The following is a 19550-nucleotide window of genomic DNA, read 5'->3' on the forward strand; positions in this document are numbered from 1 at the left end:
AACCCCCGTCATCTCTGGCTTCGGCTCAGCCCTCATGAAAATCCCTTTCTTCACCGTAGCGATTTCGCTACAGCCAGATTCGCGTAAATCTTCATAAAAACCATTCAAAGCATTGATTTTAAAGGCTTTACACCTTCTGGCATTGCCCTTGCTAAAGGCCGGGCAACAGCGCGCGGCCATGACCGCGTGCGGGGCTAAGCGCCTGGCATCAGAAACAGGCGCGTCATACGAGTTGAGGACCAAGAATGAGCGATTTGCGTTTCACCGCCGACCACGAATGGCTGCGCCTTGAAGAAGACGGCAGCGTTACCGTCGGCATTACCGAGTACGCGCAAGACGCGCTGGGCGACGTGGTCTTCGTTCAACTCCCGGAACTGCAGGCTTACACCCAAGGCGAAGAAGTCGCCGTACTGGAATCGGTGAAAGCCGCCAGCAACATCGTCATGCCTCTCGACGGTGAAGTGATCGAAGTGAACCAGCAATTGGCCGACAGCCCGGAACTGGTCAACGAAGAACCCCTCGGTAAAGGCTGGTTCTTCCGCATGCAGCTGGCCGACGCCAGCATCCTCGACGGCCTCCTCGACCAGGCCGGCTACGAAAACCTGCTGAAAGCCAACGGCTGAGGAGCGACCATGACCATCGAAACCCCTGCCCTCGGCACCACCAACGAATTCATCGCCCGCCACATCGGCCCGCGCGACGCCGATACCAAGGCCATGCTGGCTCTGCTCGGTTATGAAGACATCGAAGGGCTGACCGCAAGCGTCATCCCCGACAGCATCAAGGGCACCAGCGTGCTCGACCTGCCAGCCGGCCAGGGCGAGGCCGAAGCGCTCGCCGCGATCAAGGCCATCGCCGCGAAGAACCAGCTGTTCAAGAGCTACATCGGCCAGGGCTACTACCCTTGCCACACCCCCAGCCCGATCCTCCGCAACCTGCTGGAAAACCCCGCCTGGTACACCGCCTACACCCCCTACCAGCCGGAAATCTCCCAGGGCCGCCTGGAAGCCCTGCTGAACTTCCAGACCCTGGTCAGCGACCTCGCCGGCCTGCCGGTGGCCAACGCCTCCTTGCTCGACGAAGGCACCGCCGCCGCCGAAGCCATGACCTTCTGCAAGCGCCTGGCGAAGAACAAGGCCAGCAACGCCTTCTTCGCCTCCCAGCACTGCCACCCGCAGACCCTCGACGTGCTGCGCACCCGCGCCGAGCCGCTGGGCATCGAAGTGGTGATCGGCGACGAGCGTGAGCTCAGCGACGCCAGCGCCTACTTCGGCGCCCTGCTGCAGTACCCCGCCGCCAACGGCGACCTCTTCGACTACCGCGAGCTGGTGGCGCGCTTCCACGCCGCCGGCGCCCTGGTCGCCGTCGCCGCCGACCTGCTGGCCCTGACCCTGCTCACCCCGCCCGGCGAGTTCGGTGCCGACGTCGCCCTCGGCAGCGCCCAGCGCTTCGGCGTGCCGCTGGGCTTCGGCGGCCCGCACGCGGCCTACTTCGCCACCCGCGACAACTTCAAGCGCGACATGCCGGGCCGCCTGGTCGGCGTCTCCATCGACCGCCACGGTAAGCCGGCCCTGCGCCTGGCCATGCAGACCCGCGAACAGCACATCCGCCGCGAGAAGGCCACCAGCAACATCTGCACCGCGCAGGTGCTGCTGGCCAACATCGCCAGCATGTACGCCGTCTACCACGGTCCGCAGGGCCTGACCCGCATCGCCCGGCGCGTGCACCAGCTGACCGCCATCCTCGCCGCCGGCCTGACCCAGCTGGGGGTTGCCGTCGAGCAGGAAGCCTTCTTCGACACCCTGACCCTGGCCACCGGCGCCAAGACCGCCGACCGGCACGCCCAGGCCCGCGCCCAGCACCTCAACCTGCGTGAAGTGGATGCCGTGCGCCTCGGCCTGTCCCTTGACGAGACCACCACCCAGGCCGACGTCGAGCAGCTCTGGGCACTCTTCGCCGACGGCCAGGCCCTGCCGGTCTTCGCCGAACTGGCCGCCACGGTCGCCAGCCGCCTGCCGGCCGCCCTGCTGCGCCAGAGCGCGATCCTCAGCCACCCGGTATTCAACCGCTACCACTCGGAAACCGAGCTGATGCGCTACCTGCGCAAGCTCGCCGACAAGGACCTGGCGCTGGACCGCAGCATGATCCCGCTGGGCTCCTGCACCATGAAGCTGAACGCCGCCAGCGAAATGATCCCGGTGACCTGGGCCGAGTTCGGCGCCCTGCACCCCTTCGCCCCGGCCGAACAGTCCCAGGGCTACCTGGAACTGACCCGCGAGCTGGAAGCCATGCTCTGCCAGGCCACCGGCTATGACGCCGTGTCCCTGCAGCCCAACGCCGGCTCCCAGGGCGAGTACGCCGGCCTGCTGGCGATCCGCGCCTACCACCTCAGCCGTGGCGACGACCAGCGCGACATCTGCCTGATCCCGCAGTCGGCCCACGGCACCAACCCGGCCACCGCCAGCATGGTCGGCATGCGCGTGGTGGTGACCGCCTGCGACGCCCGCGGCAACGTCGATATCGCCGACCTCAAGGCCAAGGCCGAGGAGCACCAGGAGCGCCTCGCCGCGCTGATGATCACCTACCCGTCGACCCACGGCGTGTTCGAGGAAGGCATCCGCGAAATCTGCGACATCATCCACGCCAACGGCGGCCAGGTGTACATCGACGGCGCCAACATGAACGCCATGGTCGGCCTCTGCGCCCCGGGCCAGTTCGGCGGCGACGTCTCGCACCTGAACCTGCACAAGACCTTCTGCATCCCCCACGGCGGCGGCGGCCCCGGCGTCGGCCCGATCGGCGTGAAGGCCCACCTGGCGCCCTTCCTGCCCGGCCACGCGCACATGGCACGCAAGGACGGCGCGGTCAGCGCCGCGCCGTTCGGCAGCGCCAGCATCCTGCCGATCACCTGGATGTACATCCGCATGATGGGCGGCGAAGGCCTGCGCCGCGCCACCCAGATGGCGATCCTCAACGCCAACTACATCGCCCGCCGCCTGGAAGAGCACTACCCGGTGCTCTACACCGGCAGCAACGGCCTGGTGGCCCACGAGTGCATCCTCGACCTGCGTCCGCTCAAGGAAACCAGCGGCATCAGCGTCGACGACGTCGCCAAGCGCCTGATCGACTACGGCTTCCACGCCCCGACCATGTCCTTCCCGGTGCCCGGCACGCTGATGATCGAGCCCACCGAAAGCGAGTCGAAGGAAGAGCTGGACCGCTTCTGCGACGCCATGATCCGCATCCGCGAGGAAATCCGCGCGGTGGAGAACGGCGAACTGGACAAGGACGACAACCCGCTGAAGAACGCCCCGCACACCGCCCAGGAACTGGTCGGCGAGTGGACCCACCGCTACAGCCGCGAACTCGCCGTGTACCCCAGCGCCAGCCTGGTGGACGGCAAGTACTGGCCGCCGGTGGGCCGAGTGGACAACGTCTACGGCGACCGCAACCTGGTCTGCGCCTGCCCGTCCATCGAGGCCTACCAGGACGCCTGACCGCGCTCCTCTGCAGGAGCCAGCTTGCTGGCGAAGCGCTCTGCCGGAGCCATTCGCGAGCAAGCTCGCTCCTACAGCGACCGGACACAAGACAAGGAGCACGGCGGTCGGGCCCTCGGGTCCGATCCGCCGGGCTGTCTACGCTGACTAATAAGAAAAGCCGAGCAATCGCTCAGGAGTGCCACATGTCCCTCAGCGTCTTCGACCTGTTCAAGATTGGCATTGGCCCCTCCAGCTCCCACACCGTAGGCCCGATGCGCGCCGCCGCGCGATTCGTCGATGGCCTGCGCCGTGAGAACCTGCTGGTCGACACCCACAGCCTGAAAGTCGAGCTGTACGGCTCCCTCGGCGCCACCGGCAAGGGCCACGGCAGCGACAAGGCCGTGCTGCTCGGCCTGGAAGGCGAACAGCCGGACACCGTCGATACCGAACGAGTGGACGAGCGCCTCGCGGCCATCCGCCAGCGCGGCGAACTGCGTCTGGGGGGCGAGAAACCCATCCACTTCGTGGAAAAGGAACACCTGGCGCTGATCCGCAAGCCGCTCCCCTACCACCCCAACGGCATGATCTTCCGCGCCTTCGATGCCGCCGGCATCCAGATCCGCGCCCGCGAGTACTACTCGGTGGGCGGCGGCTTCGTCGTCGATGAGGAAGCCGCCGGCCTGGATCGCATCGTCGAGGACCGCACGCCGCTGCCCTATCCGTTCAAGACCGGGCGCGACATGCTCGCCCAGTGCAGCGCCAGCGGGCTCGCCGTCAGTGGCCTGATGCGCGAGAACGAGAAGGCCTGGCGCACCCCCGAGGAAACCAGCGCCGGGCTGATGAAGATCTGGCAGGTGATGCAGGACTGCGTCACCACCGGCTGCCGCAAGGAAGGCATCATGCCCGGCGGACTCAAGGTCAAGCGCCGCGCCGCCGCGCTCTACCGCCAGCTCAGCGAACACCCGGAGGCCAGCCTCAAGGACAGCCTCTCGGTGCTCGACTGGGTCAACCTCTATGCCCTCGCGGTGAACGAGGAAAACGCCACCGGCGGCCGCGTGGTCACCGCGCCCACCAACGGCGCGGCCGGCATCGTCCCGGCGGTGCTGCACTACTACAGCCGCTTCGTGCCCGGCGCCAACGACGACGGCGTCGAGCGCTTCCTGCTCACCGCCGCCGCCATCGGCATCCTCTACAAGGAGAACGCCTCCATCTCCGGTGCCGAAGTCGGCTGCCAGGGCGAGGTCGGCGTGGCCTGCTCGATGGCCGCCGGCGCCCTCTGCGAAGTCCTCGGCGGCACCCCGCAGCAGGTGGAGAACGCCGCCGAGATCGGCATGGAGCACAACCTCGGGCTGACCTGCGACCCGGTCGGCGGCCTGGTCCAGGTGCCCTGCATCGAACGCAACGCCATGGGTTCGGTGAAGGCCATCAACGCCGCGCGCATGGCCTTGCGCGGTGACGGCCAGCACTTCATTTCGCTCGACAAGGTGATCCGCACCATGCGCCAGACCGGTGCCGACATGAAGAGCAAGTACAAGGAAACCGCCCGCGGCGGCCTCGCCGTGAACATCATCGAATGCTGAAGAGCACCTTCTCCCCAGCCCTCTCCCGCACGCGGGAGAGGGAGCTTGTCTCCCCCCGCCCTTCAGGGAGAGGGGCCGGGGGAGAGGGCTGCCCCAACCCGCACCGACTTTTGCTTTGGAGCCTTACATGACCGACCTCGCCAAGACCCCGCTGCACGCCCTGCACCTCGAACTCGGCGCCCGCATGGTGCCCTTCGCCGGCTACGACATGCCGGTGCAATACCCCCTCGGCGTGCTCAAGGAACACCTGCACACCCGCGAGCAGGCCGGCCTGTTCGACGTCTCGCACATGGGCCAGGTCATCCTGCGTGGCGACAACGCCGCCCGCGCCCTGGAGAGCCTGGTGCCGGTGGACATCCTCGACCTGCCGGTGGGCACCCAGCGCTACGCGATGTTCACCGACGAGAACGGCGGCATCCTCGACGACCTGATGGTCGCCCGCCTGGCGGACGACACCCTGTTCCTGGTGGTCAACGCCGCCTGCAAGGAACAGGACCTGGCGCACCTCAAGCAACACCTCGCCGAGCAGTGCGAAATCGAATCGCTGTTCGACTCCCGCGCCCTGCTCGCCCTGCAAGGTCCGGCGGCCGCCGCGGTACTCGGCCGCCTCGCCCCGGAAGTGCAGAAGATGACCTTCATGCAGTTCGGCAGCGTGCGCCTGGAGGGCGTCGAGTGCTACGTCAGCCGCTCCGGCTACACCGGCGAGGACGGCTACGAGATTTCCGTGCCCGTGGCCCAGGCCGAAGCCCTGGCACGCACCCTGCTGGCCCAGCCGGAAGTCCAGCCGATCGGCCTTGGCGCGCGCGACTCGCTGCGCCTGGAAGCCGGCCTGTGCCTCTACGGCCATGACATGAGCCCCGCCACCACCCCGGTGGAAGCCAGCCTGCTCTGGGCCATCTCCAAGGCCCGCCGCGCCGACGGCCTGCGCGCCGGCAATTTCCCTGGCGCCGGTCGGGTCTTCGCCCAGCAGCGCGATGGCGTGCCGAGCAAGCGCGTCGGTCTGCTGCCGCAGGAACGTGTGCCGGTGCGCGAAGGCGCCGAGATCGTCGACGCCGACGGCACGGTGATCGGCCGCGTTTCCAGCGGTGGCTTCGGCCCCAGCCTGGGCGCCCCGGTCGCCATGGGCTACGTGAGCACCAGCCATGCCGCCGTGGACAGCGAGGTCTGGGCCCTGGTGCGCGGCAAGCGCGTGGCGATGAAAGTGGCCAAGACGCCCTTCGTGCCGCAGCGTTACTACCGCGGCTGATACAGAGTCCCCAACGCCCCGTCACGGCGGGGCCTTGAAGGGTGATGGCGCAGGCCTTCACCCTTTTTTCTTGCCAACACTACGAGCGCAGATCAGCTCTCAAGAAATCGATCCAACCCGCTGAAAAACAAAGCCTTCTCCTTTTCATCACAGCGACACAAAGCCGTCATCAACCGGTCATCCAGCGCAGGCAGATTCTCTGCTCAACTTTCCTGGGGAGGACCTCCGATGAACCACAAGAAGAACCTGATCAAGCCCTTGGCTGCGGCGCTGCTGGCCGCCACCCTTGGCGCCTGCGCCGTACAAGCCCCGGCCCCCGCCAAGCCGGTAGCCCTGGACAACGAGGACTGGTACCAGATCCGCACCGAGAAGGAACTGTTCGTCTTCGACGACTACGCCACCTACCGCGAATTCGTGAAGAGCGGCACTGCTCCGATCAAGCAGAGCGCCGGCAAGCAGGACGGGTTCGGCCGCGACATCATCCTGGTACTGAAAGCCGCCGATCAGGGCAAGGACGTAAAGACCCTTTCCGCCAAGCGCTTCCTCGACATCAGCCTGCCGCCAGCGCAGCCCTTCTACGGCGAAATGCGTGATGAGGAAGGCATCATTTACGTATTCAGCCGCTACGGCGACATGATGGACATGTACCGCATCGGCGAACCCACCTTCAGCTACGTCGACATCGGCGGCGGGCCTGAAGGTCAGCGCGTGGTCTATGTACTGGCCAAGGAAGAGCCCAAGCCGGTTAAGCAGATCGCACTGTTCCACGATAAGTACAAATAACCCGCCGCACGCGACCGGAATCGCTCCTTTTCCGGTCGCCTTCACCCCGCGCCAACCGCTCTACCGCCTGCCCTCCAATCCCCGCCGCCCGTCTTCCAGAAACATTTAGAAACAATCTGCGCCACACCTAGAGCCAGAAGCCACTGGCCACCAAAAGCGACAAAATACTGCCGGAACGCGGATTGCGCACCGCAAATGAGAGGTCTTTAGTCGGCTTATTGGCGCATTGGCCGTGCAAACAGATTCACCCTTTGCGGCCTGCACCTTCGTGGGAATGGATGGGGAAAAAGAGCCCTGGAGCACTGCATCCATGGCAGGCCGTTCGCGCGAATTCGTGGTGGGGAGGTGGAGTGCATCCATGAAAGGCAAAGACCCGCGACAACCGAAAAACAAAAAAGACAGGTTGGTGGACGAAACCCGGCGCGACTTCCTCAAGCTGTCAGCCGCCGCGGTAGCGGCGCCAGCGCTGCTGCGCGCCCCGGCCAGCGAAGCATCGAGCATCCCTCCGGTACTGCCGCCCAGCCCACCGACTACTCCATGGGTCATGGAGTTGCCCACCGAGATCGTGCGCGCCGCCTCCGTTCCCTACTTGACTCCGAGTCCTACCGAACTGGCCAACACCGCCGGCGGCGAAGCCGGACGGGCGCGACATCAGTTCTGGAACAAGTTCCGCCCCAACGCTAACTACTATGAGCTTCGCGCGGTCGAGCGCGACTGGCAGTTCAACCCGGCCTATCCGATCCAGAAAGTCTGGAATTACCGCGCCGCCAATACTCCGCCGAAGGAATTCAGCGCCACCGTAGCCTCGCGCTACGGTTCACCGATGATCTGCCGCATCTACAACGACCTGCCCGCCAATCACACTGGCTTCGGTACGCCGGAAATCTCCACTCACCTGCACAATCTGCATTGCGGTTCGGAGAGTGACGGATTCCCCGGTGACTACTACAGCGCAACAAAGGCAGGCCCGACCCTGACCGCCAAAGGCAAATTCAAGGATCACTTCTACCCCAACTGCTGTGCCGGCTTCGAAGATCACCAGGACAACGTCGGCGACCCCACTGAGGCCTTGGGCACGCTCTTCTATCACGACCACACCCTGGATTTCACATCACCCAATCTCTACCGCGGACTCTCGGGCTTCTACCTACTCTATGACTCGCTGGATTCAGGCAACGAAGCCGACCCCACGCCCGGGGCTCTGCGCCTGCCGAGCGGCGCCTATGACTACCCGCTGCAGTTCGCCGACCGCCGCTTCGACGCCGCCGGCAAGCTCTACTACGACGAGATCAACCCCGAAGGCGTGCTCGGCGACAAGGTGCTGGTCAACGGCATGATCGAGCCGGTGCTCAAGGTGGCCGCGCGACGTTATCGTTTCCGCCTGCTGAATGCCGGCCCGAGCCTGTTCTATGCCTTCTCGCTGGTGAACCCGAACAACGTCAAGCAGAACTTCACCTACATCGCCAACGACGGCAACCTGCTGCCAAAGCCCCTGTTCAACCAGCAATCGGTCACTCTCGGCATGGCCGAGCGCGCCGACATCGTGGTCGATTTTTCCAAGTACGTGGTGGGCACTACCCTCTATCTGGTCAACCGCATGCGCCAGGAAGAAACCCGTGGGCCGAAAGACATCAAGGAGCCTGGGGTACGCGTACTGAAGATAGTGGTCGACCGCTGGCCAACCTCCCAGGACCTCAGCCAGGTACCGGCCAACCTGCGGCCACTGCCGCCGCTGAATCCGGCCGAGGTGGCCGCCGCTCCGGTGCGCCGGTTCGTCTTCGAGCGCGCCAACAACATGTGGGCGATCAATGGCCAGTTCGTCAACGTCAACGCGCCACGCTTCAACGTGCCCAGGGGGCGCGGGGAAATCTGGGAGCTGGTCAACATCGACAACGGCTGGTCGCACCCGATCCACATCCACCTGGAGGAAGGCCGCATCATCGCGCGCATCAGGAATGGCGTTTCACAACCCATCCCGGCCCATGAACTAGGGCGCAAGGACGTTTACGTGATCAACAAGAACGAGACCATTCGCGTGTTCATCCGCTTCCGTGACTACGTCGGCAAGTACGTGATGCATTGCCACAACCTGATCCACGAAGACCACGCGATGATGCTGCGCTTCGACCTCGTATAACGGCCGCGGGAGGAATTTCCATGAACACTCGCAGAAATCTGATCGGCGGCCTCGGCGCCGGTGTGCTGGGGCTGGCTGCCCTGGGCTCACTGGGTATCGCCGCGGAACGCCAGCCGCAACCTCGTCAGGGCGATGGGCGCTTTCCCAACCCAACGCTGTTCACCCACCAGGGTCGGAAGGTGGAGTTCTACCGGGACCTGCTGCGCGGAAAGGTGGTTGTGCTGAACATGATGTACGCCAGCTGTGGCCGTAACTGCCCCACCGCCACCGCCAACCTGCGCAAGGTGCAACAGATGCTGGGCGATCGGGTAGGACGGGACATTTTCATGTACTCGATCACCCTGCAACCCGAGCTGGACCAACCGCACCACCTGCAGGAATACGTAGACAAGTTCCACATCGGTCCGGGCTGGGAGTACCTCACCGGCGATCCTCAAGACATCCTCGAGTTGCGCTACGCCCTGGGCTTCTATGACGTAGATCCAATCGTGGATGGCAACCAGCTGACCCATACCGGCATGGTGCGGATCGGTAATGAGCCCATCGGCCGGTGGACCATGGCGCCGGCGCTGACCGACCCGGAGCACATTCTCTCGGCCATCAACCATGTGGACCATCGCGTCGAACTGACCGGTTGGGGGATGCAGCAACCGTCCTGAGCCGTCCAGAGGCCTTCGGGAGCACCCGGAGGCCGGCTGGTGTATGATGCGCGCCTCCAGCCCAGCCACGGGCCAAAGCCTGATAGCAGCAGAACACCATGACCAGCCAAGACATCGACCAGGTCGACACTCAACCGGTGGAAACCCCGACCGCCGAAACCGCTCCGGCCAAGCCGAAGAAGCAGAACGTCCCCTATTACCTCACCCTCAAGGGCCACGACCGCGGCCAGCGTCCCGGTCCCGCACCGCGCGGCTCGCGCCGCTCCATGGGCAAACGCTGATCCCGGCGCCGCCCCCGCAATGGGGGCATTGCCTTCGATGCCATTCCTCGATCCGCCGCCAGTTCCCGCTGAACACATGCCACTAGAGCATCCAGCGCTCTAAATCGGCACTTCCATCGTCGCGTTGCCACTCAACGATTCTTTTCCCGCTCAAATACATCTAATTAATCGATTATACCAATTTCAGGAAAAAGCCTTTCCACTTTGCGCAACTACTCCCAGAGAAATCTCTTAAGCCATTGTTTTTAATGATATATCAACAACTATCATTAACGTCGATGGTAACCATTACACAGGATCACTTCTTCATCGAAATCACATCAGTAACATGGGCCCCGTAGACAAATTCCAACCCTCCACGAGGTGCCCGAAAATGAAAAAGCAAATTCTTGCCAGCCTGTTCTTCGCCAGCCTGTCCGCTTCCGCTTTCGCCCTCTCGGTTGCCGAGGGTGGCGCTGATCGCACCAACGTTCACCGTGTTGCCGAAAGCGGCTCCGAGCGTTCGCAATCCCTGCGCGTTGCCGAAGGTGGCTCCGACCGTACCAAGGCCTTCGACATCGCTGAAAACGGTTCCGAGCGTTCCCAGTCCCTGCGTGTTGCCGAAGGTGGCTCCGACCGCACCAAGGCCTTTGATGTTGCTGAAGGGGGTTCCGACCGTACCAATGCCTTCCGCGTAGCCGAAGGTGGTGCCGACCGTACTGGTGCCAATCGCATCAGCTGATCCCGGAGCAGTTCAGAGGCAGGCAATCACGATGTATGCAATTCCTCCAAAGGCAGAAGGCGCCACTTGTGGCGCCTTCAGTCTTTTTGGGGCTGGCGAAGATCACGGCACAGCACTTGATCAGGGCTGCACCCAGCCACGCTCCAGCAGCGGTCGGTCCCAGGCTGGTGCATCGCTGATGCGCTCCACGAGGAAGTCGATCAAGGTGCGCACCTTCAGTGCTCGGCGCTGGGTCGCCGGATAGACAGCAGAGAAGTTGAAGGACGTCAGGGAGTAGTCGGTAAGTACTGGCACCAGACGCCCGGCCAGCAAGTCATCGCTGGCCACCAGGGTAGGCAGGCACACTACGCAGGTGCCGGTGACGGCGTAGTCCCGTAGCAGATGGACCGAATTGGAGCGCACCTGACCCGTGAGGTTGAGCTCCACCTGCTCATCACCGTTGAACACCCACTTGTTGCGCGACGGGTAGCCCTCGTACAACGCCACCTTGTGCGCCTGGAGGTCCGCCGGGACGGTGGGCGCGCCATGCCGCTCCAGGTAATCCGGAGAAGCGCAGAACAGCCTCCGCACCGAGAACAGCTTGCGCTCGATCAGCGACTCGGCAAGCGGCGGGAACATCTGGAAGGCCACGTCAAAGCCCTCCTCGATGGGGTCCACCACGCGGTCGTTGACGATTACATCCACCTCGATGTCCGGGTACAGATCAGTGAACTCAGCCAGCAGGCCGCCGAAGTGGCCGAGGGCGAAGCCCGGCAGCATCTGGATGCGCAACTTGCCGGTGGGCTTGGCCCGCAGATCGCGCATCTGCTCCGTTAGGCTGTTGAAGCTGGCCACCATGTCGGCGCATTCCTTGTAGTAGGTCTCCCCTACTTCCGAGAGGCGAACATGGCGCGTACTGCGGTGGAACAGCGGCGCACTGATGTATTCCTCCAACTGCTGGATGCGGTGGCTGATGACCGAGCGGGTCACGCCCAGTTGCTGGGCAGCCTTGGCGAAGTTGCCGGTTTCCGCGACGCGAACGAAGGCTTCGATGCTGAGAAGGCGATCCATAGGTGTACCCGGTTATAGCGATGCTCTAACTGTAGGGGCGATTTCAATCGCCAAGAAGGCCAAAGGTCTTCCCTTCGCATTCGAGCGGGGCAGCTGCGCCGCCCTTGGCGAATGAATTCGCCCCTACAAGAAGGGCAACTCCCCATGCCTCAACCACCGATCAACTTGCGCTGCATCGGGAACAGCTGCCAGCCGAAACGCTCGCTCACCACTCCCCATACACCCTGGGGCGCCTTGAGCATCATCAGCACAGCCACGCCGCCGAGGATGATCATGTACAGCGCACCGAACTCGGCGAAACAGCTACGCAGGATGAAGTAGATCAGGGTGCCGATCAGGGGACCTTCCAGGGTCCCGATGCCGCCGATGATGACGATGAAGATCACCGCCGCGGTCCAGTCCTGCACGCTGAAGGCGGCATCCGGCGAGATTCGCAGTTTCTGCAGGAAGATCAATGCCCCCACCACACCGGTACATCCGGCGGCCAACACGTAGACCATCAACTTCGTGCGGAACACGTTGATACCCAGACTTCCGGACGCCGGTTCGGAGTCGCGGATGGCGGTCAACGCCAGTCCCTGTCGCGAGCGCAACAGCAGGTAAACCACCAGCACCGCACCGATGGCAATGGCCAGGGCACTGAAGTACATCAGCATCTCGCGGCCGTCACGGCTGCTGCCAATCTGCCGCACAATGGAGGCAGGCAGGCTCTGTCCGGAACCGCCGCCAAGGCTACCGACCTGCGCCAGCCCTAAGCGGAACACCTCGGCCACCACCCAGGTACCGATGGCGAAATAGGCGCCGCGCAGGCGGAACAGCACCAGAGCTGTCGGCACCGCCAGCAGCGCCACCACCAGCCCGGAGAGAAACACCGCTGCCAGCGGCGGCACGCCCAGCTGCGAAGCCAGCACGAAGAGCAGGTAGCCGCCGAGGCCGACGAAGGCCTGTTGGCCCACCGAAACCATCCCGGCGTACCCCGCCAGCAGGTTCCACATCTGTGCCAGGGCCAGGTAGTAGGAGAATTCCACCACCAGGCGCAGCACCGCGCGATCGGCCCAGAACGGCAGAGACGCCAGAACCAGCACCAGCACACCCAGCAGTGCCAGGCCCACCTGACTGCTGCGGGTAGCGCGCTGGACGAGGTAGGCATTGTTCATCGCATTCATCAGTCGACACTCCGGGGGAACAGGCCGCGGGGGCGGAAAACCAGGATCAGCAGGAACACCAGGTGGCCGGCAAGGATCTGCCAGCCCGGATCGATGCGCGCACCGATCGCCTGGGCAACGCCGAGGATCACGCCGCCGGCCAGGGTGCCCCAGAGGCTGCCGAGGCCCCCGATGATCACGGCCTCGAAACCGTAGAGCAGGCGCGCTGGGCCAACGCTGGGGTCGAAGCTGGTGCGCACCGCGAGGAACACGCCGGCGATGGACACCACCGCCATCGCCAGGGCCATGGCCAGGCCGAAGATGTGGCGATTGTCGATGCCCATCAGCTGGGCAGTGTGCTGGTCATCCGAGGTGGCGCGGAAGGCGCGCCCCAGGCTGGTCTTGTAGAACAGCAGCTGCAAACCGCCGATCACCAGCAGAGCACTGCCGAACACCATCAGCGGCATGACGCCGAGGCTGAGCCCGCCGACGGCGACACTGGCCACTTCCAGATCGCCCTGGGACAGCTTGCGGCTGTCGGCGCTGAAGAATTCCAGCAGGACGTTTTGCAGGATGATCGACATCCCGAAGGTCACCAGCAGCGGCGGCAGGATGTCATTGCCGAGGGTGCGATTGAGCACTTGGCGCTGCAGGCCATAACCGATCACGAACATCACCGGCACCACCAGCACCAGACTGGCCAGGGGTGAAATGCCCAGCATGTCCACCACCACCAGGGCCAGGTAGGACGCCAGCACAATGAAATCGCCATGGGCGATGTTGACCAGACGCATGATGCCGAACATCAGCGACAGGCCAACCGCGAACAGTGCATAGAGGCCGCCGAGCAGCACACCCTGCGCCAGGGTATCGAGCCATTCCATCGTCATGCCTCCGCCAGGCCGAAATAGGCCGCCTTGATCTGATCCTTGCTCGCCTCGCCCGGCTTGCCGGAGAGAGACACCCGACCTTCCTGGAAGCAGTAGAAACGGTCAGCGACCGCCAGCGCCTGGTTGATGTCCTGCTCGACCAGGATTACCGCCGTGCCGTCGGCCTTGATCGACGGCAGTGCGGCATAGATGTCCTTGATGGTGGTCGGCGCGAGACCGAGACTGATCTCGTCGCAGAGCAGCAGGCTCGGGCTCGACATCAGCGCGCGGCCGATGGCAACCATCTGCTGCTGGCCACCGGAGAGCGCGGTACCGGGGCGCTTGCGCAGGTCGGCCAGCACCGGGAACAGGCTGTAGATGCGCTCCAGGTTCCAGGCACCCTGGCGCTTGCTGTAGCCGCCAATCAGCAGGTTCTCCTCGACGCTGAGCGACGGGAACAGCTTGCGGCCTTCCGGCACCAGGGCGATGCCCCGCTCCAGTACCTGGTTGGCAGGCAGGCTGCCGATGTACTCATCCTTGAAGCGAATGGAACCGGGATCGTTGCGGATCAGCCCGGCCAGCGAACGCAGGAAGGTGGATTTTCCGGCTCCGTTGGAGCCGATGATGGCCAGGGTTTCCCCTTCGGCCAGATCCAGGTCGATGCCGAACAACGCCTGGAAGTCGCCGTAGCCGGCGCGCAGTTTGCGGATCGTCAGCATGACTTCAGCTCCCGATACCCATATAGATTTCCTGCACCTTCGGGTTGGCCATCACCGCATGGGGCTCGCCTTCGTCCAGCTTGCGACCGAAGTTGATCACCGCCAGGCGGCCGACCACAGCCAGTAGTGCGTGGACGATGTGCTCGATCCAGATGATCGCGGTACCGGAGCGGTGGATGCCCTGGATGGTGCCCACCAGTTCCAGGCACTCCGGCTCGGTGAGGCCGCCGGCGATCTCGTCGAGCAGCAGGAGTTGCGGCCGGGTGGCCAGGGCACGCGCCATTTCCAGGCGTTTGCGCTCCAACAGGGTCAGTGAGCCGGCCAGAGCATTGGCCTTCTTGATCAGGCCAGTCAGTTCAAGGACGTGCGCGCACCAGGCATGGCTGTCCTTCTCCGTCTGGCCGGCACCGAAGGTGGCGCCCACCAGCAGATTCTCGAACACCGTCATCTTCACGAAGGGATGGGGAATCTGGTGGGAGCGGCCGATGCCCCGCTGGCACCGCTTGAACACCGGTTCGCGGGTGACGTCTTCACCCTGGAAGTGGATGCGCCCGCTGTCTGCGGCCACACCACCTGCAATGAGGTTGAACAGCGTGCTCTTGCCGGCGCCGTTGGGCCCGATGATGCCCAGCGCTTCGCCCGGAGCCAGCGCCAGACTGAGATCGTCGGTCACTTTCACCGAGCCGTAGCTCTTGTGCACCTGCTCCACTACGAGGAGTTGTTGCATATGTCGTTACCTGTTCGAAGTGAGCACGGACGAACCCCCTCTCCCTAAGGAAGAGGGGTGGGGTGAGGGAACCCGGCCCGCGCCCGAACTCAACCGCCGTAGGTGATTGCCTGCATCTCCCCACCCAGAGGAATCTGCGGCGCGGTCTGATTGCTGGTGATTACCAGGTCGTAGGTGAAAGGCCCGCCCAGACGCCATTGGCCGGATACCAGCGGGGTCTTGGCGACGTTCTTGACCGGGCCGTTTTTCCAACTCACGGGACCGACTACGGTGTTCAGCTCGGTCTTCAGCAGCGCGTCACGCGTAGCTTCGGGGTTACCCACCTCTTCGGTGCGTTGGAGGATGTCCACCGCCAACTCGAACAGCGCATGCACGAAGCCCAGCGGCTGGGTCCACTGCTTGCCGGTCGCCTGGGTGTAGCGCGCGGCCAACTGTCCGGCACTGAGGCCATTGAGCGACGAACTGAAGGGATGGCTCGGGCTCCACCAGATTTCCGTGGAAAGGTTGTGCCCAGCCTTGCCCAGTGCCTCGACCGCCGACGGGAACAGCAGCGCCTTGCCCACCGACATGGCCTTGGGCTGGAAGCCCTGCTGGCGTGCCTGGGTCCAGAAGGTGGTGAGGTCCGGCGGAATGACCACCCCCGTGACGATCTCGGCCTCGGCTTTCTTGAACGCGGAAATCTGTGCGGAGAAATCGTCGGTGAGGCTCTGGAAGCGGCCTGGGTCCACCAGTTGGAAGCCCTTCTGCGCGAGCACCGGCGGGAAGCCCAGCTTGCCGTCGCCCCAGGCATTTCCATCGCCGTCGTTGGGGAACAGTCCGCCGATCACCTTGTTGCTGCCCATGCCACCCCACATGGCGGTGTAGGCGGCGATCACGTCTTCCAGGCCCCAGAAGAAGTGGTAGGTCCACTGGAAGCCTTCGTCCGGCTTGCCGCCACGGGTGAAGAACCAGGGCTGCCAGGGCGCGACGGTGGAGATGCAGGGAATTTCGTTGATCTCACACTGGTCCGAGACCGGGTTGGTGGTTTCCGGGGTCGAAGACACCAGCATCAGGTCGATACCATCTTCGAGGATCAGTTCGTTGGCCACTTCGGCGGCGCGGTTGGGGTTGGACTGGCTGTCCTTGACGATCACCTCCAGGCGGCAGCGCTGGCCGCCCACCGTGATGCTGCTCTTCAGCACCGAAGCGAGGCTTTCGATGATGTAACCATCCGCCGCGGCAAACGGTGCAAGCGGCCCGGTCTGCGGGCTGACATAGCCGATGCGGATGACCTTCTCCGCCGCCAGCAACGGTCCTGAAGAAAAGCCTGCGAGCAGCGAGCCGCCAGCCACGACGCCGCTGGCCCGCAGGAAATCACGCCGGGAAAGCCCGGCACCGAGGAGTTTCTTGTTGTTGTCCATGACGCTTACCTCGACTGGAGGATGAGACCCGGCGCGAGCGCGTTGGGGCCCGGCCGGGATGGCAGTGGTTTGGAGCCGGATCAGAAGAAGACAGTGACGTCGAAGGAGCCGATCAGCTGGCTGTCTTCGCCACCGCCGCCGAACGCGTCGCGGCCGTTGCCGCTGTGGATGTCGTAGCGCAACTCGGGGCGCAGGCGGACGTTCGGCACCGGTGTCCATGCCAGGTTGGTGGTGAAGCCGTAGAAGCTGCCCCAGCTCGGATCGGGGATGCCGGTTTGCGGGTCGATATTGGCCATCACCACATGCACCGGGGCATCGGTGTAGAACCACTCGGCGCGGCTGTTCCACATCAGGTTGTCGTCCAGGCGGTGGTACCAGTTGACGTCGGTGCCGTACCAGTGGGCATTGCCTTTGTCGGCAAAGGCGGCGAAAGCTGCGTCCTCCTGCTGGCCGTAGTTGAACTCCACGGCGACCCGGTTGCGCTCATCCAGCACGTGGGACACGGTCAGGTACGAGGCGTAGCGGGTCAGGTCCTGGTCATCGGTCCCGGCAGGAAGCGGCGAGCCGCAGGCGCATTCGGCGAAGCTGTCGCCAGCGCCATTGCCGTAGATGTTTTCCCAGTCGACCCAGGTACGGAAGTCCGCAGAGCGCCAGCGCAGGTTGGCGATCACGTCCGGATCGCCATTGGGGTCCTGCATGTTGTTCCAGCCTTGCACCACGCCCAGCTCGAAGCCGAGCATGCTGCCGCCCTCCTCCTGCGGCAGCTTGAACGAGTACAGCGCCCCCGTGTGCTTGGCCGGGCCGTGCATGAAGGAATAGGTGTGACTGTAGAAGTCCGTCGGCGCCGGGCTCGGCAGGGCAAAGCCGATCTCGTTCTCCAGCGGCGTGTGAAACACACCGAGCATCAGGTTGGAGCCGCCGAGCACAGGGAAGTAGAAATCCAGGTAGGCCTGGGCGATGTTGAAGTTTTCGTCGTTAGCGTCCGCGCTGCGGTTGACGCCCAGGTCTTCGTCGAAGCCGTAGGTCTTGAAGAAGCGCGCGTCCTTGCCGTAAAGGGCGGTGACATTGAAGCCCCAGTCGGCTTCCTGCGGCATCGGTCCGGGGAACGGGCCCACGCGACCGACCACATTGCCCTTGGGTGTTTTTTCGATAGCCAGGGCGAACTGGTTGAGATTGAAGCCTTCGTCATTGTTGAAGAAGGCCTGCTTGCTCACGTCGTCGCTGCCGTTGTCGTTGTAGATCCAGCCGGCCTGTGCCCAACCATGGACCTTGATGCCGTAGTCCTTTTCCAGGCCGTCGCCGAATGCGCTGCGAAACAGCGAACCGGACGGCCCCGGCTCGGCAGCCTGGGTGAATGCGGGAAACAGCGCGGCGGCCGCCAGGACCGGAGCGCACAGCGATGACGCGGAAAGGGGCTTGCGAGGGATCATGGCAGCTACCTTGTTGTTATTAGTCAGCCTGAAGCCGAGACGTGCACCGCTGGCAGTGCGGGTCTGGTTGCTCGGTTGGGTCGCAAGCTACAAGCGCCCCTCCCCGCCAACAATTCCGGTTTCCGCGATATGAGTGTTCGTGCTTCACGAACAATGCCGCACACGCCGCGCTAGAGCGGCCGGCGCGGAAATGGGGATTGCGGGATGGGCGGTTATCGGACGGAAATCACGTCTATCCATTCGAATTCGGGAGCTTCGAATTGGCTCGTGAGGCGTGGTCCAGGCTACTGCTGTGGGAGCGAATTCATTCGCGATTGAAATCGCTCCCACGATGACCAGTCGACCAGGCCACTCCTAAACCCGACCGGCGTGCATGGCGCACCCTACCGATTGGTGGCGAACCGCTGCACCAGGAAGTCGATCAGCGCCCGCACCTTGGCCGGCAAGCGCCGCCCCGGCGGGCAGACGGCGTAGATCTGCGAACTGGGCAGCGGGAAGTCCCGCAGCACTTCCACCAACCTGCCATTGGCTAGGCTTTCCTCCAGCAGGAAGCGCGGCAGCGACACCAGCCCCAGGCCATCCACCGCCGCCTGCACCAGCACCTCGCCGTTGTTGGCGATCAGACGCGGCCGCACCACCACCGAACGCCACTCGCCCCCCATGAGGAACTGCCACTGGCTGCTGTTCGCGCGGTTCTTGTAGCCCAGGCACTGGTGTTCGCGCAGATCATCCGGCACTTCCGGGGCGCCATGGGCCGCGAGGTACTCGGGACTGGCACAGACTGCATGGGGACAGGGCCCCAGCTCACGGGCCACCAGGGTGGAATCCGGCAGGCGACCAATGCGCAAGGTGAGGTCGTAGCCTTCGTTGACGAGGTCCACGTAGCGGTCGTTGAGGTCCAGCTCCACGTCCAGGCCGGGGTGGACACGCATGAACTCGTTGAGTGCCGGCGACAGGTGTTTCAGCCCGAAAGACATCGGTGCGGCAAGGCGCAAGCGCCCGCGCAGCTCGCTCTGCAGACTGCGGGTCGCCTCCTCGGCTTCGGCCAGGTCACGCAGGATGCGCTGTGCGCGCTCGAAATAGTCCAGGCCGGTTTCGGTCAGGCTGAGGCGTCGGGTGGTGCGGTTGAACAACCGGCACTCCAAGTGCCGCTCCAGCGCGCTCATGCGCCGGCTGACCACCGACTTGACGATGTTCAGCCGCTGCGCAGTCGCCGAAAAGCTGCCGGTTTCGACCACTACCACGAATACCCGCATGTCTTCGAACAGGTTCATTGCTTGCCGCCTGTGATGAACGAGGGGCCGTTATCACAGGTTTAGCGGAT

The 19550-nt window shown here is 64.2% G+C and carries 17 protein-coding genes; 9 read left to right on the plus strand and 8 right to left on the minus strand.

Annotated features, from left to right (window positions below):
- Positions 1–245 precede the first annotated feature (245 nt).
- The 9 genes from gcvH to SA496_RS12490 all read left to right on the plus strand — a co-directional run bounded on the left by gcvH (position 246) and on the right by SA496_RS12490 (position 10886).
- Entirely contained in the window at positions 246–623 is a 378-nt protein-coding gene (gene gcvH / locus SA496_RS12450) for a glycine cleavage system protein GcvH (protein ID WP_120650943.1), read from the plus strand.
- 9 nt (positions 624–632) lie between these two features.
- Positions 633–3497, plus strand: coding sequence for an aminomethyl-transferring glycine dehydrogenase (gcvP, locus tag SA496_RS12455; RefSeq protein WP_330115502.1), 2865 nt, complete (start codon positions 633–635; stop codon positions 3495–3497).
- Positions 3498–3682: 185 nt separating this feature from the next.
- Positions 3683–5059: an L-serine ammonia-lyase gene (locus SA496_RS12460; RefSeq protein ID WP_330115503.1), complete on the plus strand. Its 1377-nt coding sequence runs from the start codon at positions 3683–3685 to the stop codon at positions 5057–5059.
- Between the two features lie 127 nt (positions 5060–5186).
- Entirely contained in the window at positions 5187–6305 is a 1119-nt protein-coding gene (gene gcvT / locus SA496_RS12465) for a glycine cleavage system aminomethyltransferase GcvT (RefSeq protein ID WP_330114304.1), read from the plus strand.
- Positions 6306–6533: 228 nt separating this feature from the next.
- Positions 6534–7088 (plus strand): hypothetical protein, encoded by a 555-nt coding sequence (locus tag SA496_RS12470; RefSeq protein WP_120650939.1) that lies wholly within the window; start codon positions 6534–6536, stop codon positions 7086–7088.
- Positions 7089–7446: 358 nt separating this feature from the next.
- A complete protein-coding gene (locus SA496_RS12475) occupies positions 7447–9225 on the plus strand; it encodes a multicopper oxidase family protein (RefSeq protein ID WP_120650938.1) in 1779 nt (592 codons plus the stop codon).
- A 20-nt stretch (positions 9226–9245) separates the two neighbouring features.
- Positions 9246–9884 carry an SCO family protein gene (locus tag SA496_RS12480; protein WP_153922000.1) on the plus strand — a complete coding sequence of 213 codons (639 nt, stop codon included), beginning with the start codon at positions 9246–9248 and terminating at the stop codon, positions 9882–9884.
- Between the two features lie 98 nt (positions 9885–9982).
- Positions 9983–10165 carry a hypothetical protein gene (locus SA496_RS12485; protein ID WP_120650936.1) on the plus strand — a complete coding sequence of 61 codons (183 nt, stop codon included), beginning with the start codon at positions 9983–9985 and terminating at the stop codon, positions 10163–10165.
- A gap of 373 nt (positions 10166–10538) precedes the next feature.
- Positions 10539–10886 (plus strand): phage infection protein, encoded by a 348-nt coding sequence (locus SA496_RS12490; protein WP_330115504.1) that lies wholly within the window; start codon positions 10539–10541, stop codon positions 10884–10886.
- Between the two features lie 120 nt (positions 10887–11006).
- On the opposite strand, the gene SA496_RS12495 is transcribed toward SA496_RS12490, so the two are convergent.
- From SA496_RS12495 to SA496_RS12530, 8 genes are all read right to left on the minus strand, one after another.
- Positions 11007–11936, minus strand: coding sequence for a LysR family transcriptional regulator (locus SA496_RS12495; protein WP_120650934.1), 930 nt, complete (start codon positions 11934–11936; stop codon positions 11007–11009).
- 149 nt (positions 11937–12085) lie between these two features.
- Complete coding sequence (locus SA496_RS12500; protein WP_153921997.1) at positions 12086–13102, minus strand: branched-chain amino acid ABC transporter permease; 1017 nt, start codon at positions 13100–13102, stop codon at positions 12086–12088.
- Entirely contained in the window at positions 13102–13965 is an 864-nt protein-coding gene (locus tag SA496_RS12505; protein ID WP_280359459.1) for a branched-chain amino acid ABC transporter permease, read from the minus strand. The genes SA496_RS12500 and SA496_RS12505 overlap by 1 nt, the downstream gene beginning before the upstream one ends.
- A 2-nt stretch (positions 13966–13967) precedes the next feature.
- Entirely contained in the window at positions 13968–14669 is a 702-nt protein-coding gene (locus tag SA496_RS12510) for an ABC transporter ATP-binding protein (RefSeq protein ID WP_120650931.1), read from the minus strand.
- A gap of 4 nt (positions 14670–14673) precedes the next feature.
- The gene (locus SA496_RS12515) at positions 14674–15396 is read right to left on the minus strand and encodes an ABC transporter ATP-binding protein (protein ID WP_120650930.1); all 723 of its coding nucleotides are present in this window, start codon (positions 15394–15396) and stop codon (positions 14674–14676) included.
- Between the two features lie 89 nt (positions 15397–15485).
- Positions 15486–16796 carry an ABC transporter substrate-binding protein gene (locus SA496_RS12520; protein ID WP_120650929.1) on the minus strand — a complete coding sequence of 437 codons (1311 nt, stop codon included), beginning with the start codon at positions 16794–16796 and terminating at the stop codon, positions 15486–15488.
- A gap of 80 nt (positions 16797–16876) precedes the next feature.
- A complete protein-coding gene (locus SA496_RS12525; protein ID WP_330115505.1) occupies positions 16877–18226 on the minus strand; it encodes an outer membrane beta-barrel protein in 1350 nt (449 codons plus the stop codon).
- 383 nt (positions 18227–18609) lie between these two features.
- Positions 18610–19500 (minus strand): LysR family transcriptional regulator, encoded by an 891-nt coding sequence (locus tag SA496_RS12530; protein ID WP_153921991.1) that lies wholly within the window; start codon positions 19498–19500, stop codon positions 18610–18612.
- Positions 19501–19550 lie beyond the last annotated feature (50 nt).

Origin of the sequence: Pseudomonas sp. JS3066, assembly GCF_036328175.1 — a bacterium.
Lineage (GTDB): Bacteria > Pseudomonadota > Gammaproteobacteria > Pseudomonadales > Pseudomonadaceae > Metapseudomonas.

Excerpts from the sequence above, each read along its gene's own strand:
- gcvH (WP_120650943.1), top strand. The coding sequence starts at position 246 with ATGAGCGATTTGCGTTTCACCGCCGACCACGAATGGCTGCGCCTTGAA.
- gcvP (WP_330115502.1), top strand. The coding sequence starts at position 633 with ATGACCATCGAAACCCCTGCCCTCGGCACCACCAACGAATTCATCGCC.
- SA496_RS12460 (WP_330115503.1), top strand. The coding sequence starts at position 3,683 with ATGTCCCTCAGCGTCTTCGACCTGTTCAAGATTGGCATTGGCCCCTCC.
- gcvT (WP_330114304.1), top strand. The coding sequence starts at position 5,187 with ATGACCGACCTCGCCAAGACCCCGCTGCACGCCCTGCACCTCGAACTC.
- SA496_RS12470 (WP_120650939.1), top strand. The coding sequence starts at position 6,534 with ATGAACCACAAGAAGAACCTGATCAAGCCCTTGGCTGCGGCGCTGCTG.
- SA496_RS12475 (WP_120650938.1), top strand. The coding sequence starts at position 7,447 with ATGAAAGGCAAAGACCCGCGACAACCGAAAAACAAAAAAGACAGGTTG.
- SA496_RS12480 (WP_153922000.1), top strand. The coding sequence starts at position 9,246 with ATGAACACTCGCAGAAATCTGATCGGCGGCCTCGGCGCCGGTGTGCTG.
- SA496_RS12485 (WP_120650936.1), top strand. The coding sequence starts at position 9,983 with ATGACCAGCCAAGACATCGACCAGGTCGACACTCAACCGGTGGAAACC.
- SA496_RS12490 (WP_330115504.1), top strand. The coding sequence starts at position 10,539 with ATGAAAAAGCAAATTCTTGCCAGCCTGTTCTTCGCCAGCCTGTCCGCT.
- SA496_RS12495 (WP_120650934.1), bottom strand. The coding sequence starts at position 11,936 with ATGGATCGCCTTCTCAGCATCGAAGCCTTCGTTCGCGTCGCGGAAACC.
- SA496_RS12500 (WP_153921997.1), bottom strand. The coding sequence starts at position 13,102 with ATGAATGCGATGAACAATGCCTACCTCGTCCAGCGCGCTACCCGCAGC.
- SA496_RS12505 (WP_280359459.1), bottom strand. The coding sequence starts at position 13,965 with ATGGAATGGCTCGATACCCTGGCGCAGGGTGTGCTGCTCGGCGGCCTC.
- SA496_RS12510 (WP_120650931.1), bottom strand. The coding sequence starts at position 14,669 with ATGCTGACGATCCGCAAACTGCGCGCCGGCTACGGCGACTTCCAGGCG.
- SA496_RS12515 (WP_120650930.1), bottom strand. The coding sequence starts at position 15,396 with ATGCAACAACTCCTCGTAGTGGAGCAGGTGCACAAGAGCTACGGCTCG.
- SA496_RS12520 (WP_120650929.1), bottom strand. The coding sequence starts at position 16,796 with ATGGACAACAACAAGAAACTCCTCGGTGCCGGGCTTTCCCGGCGTGAT.
- SA496_RS12525 (WP_330115505.1), bottom strand. The coding sequence starts at position 18,226 with ATGATCCCTCGCAAGCCCCTTTCCGCGTCATCGCTGTGCGCTCCGGTC.
- SA496_RS12530 (WP_153921991.1), bottom strand. The coding sequence starts at position 19,500 with ATGAACCTGTTCGAAGACATGCGGGTATTCGTGGTAGTGGTCGAAACC.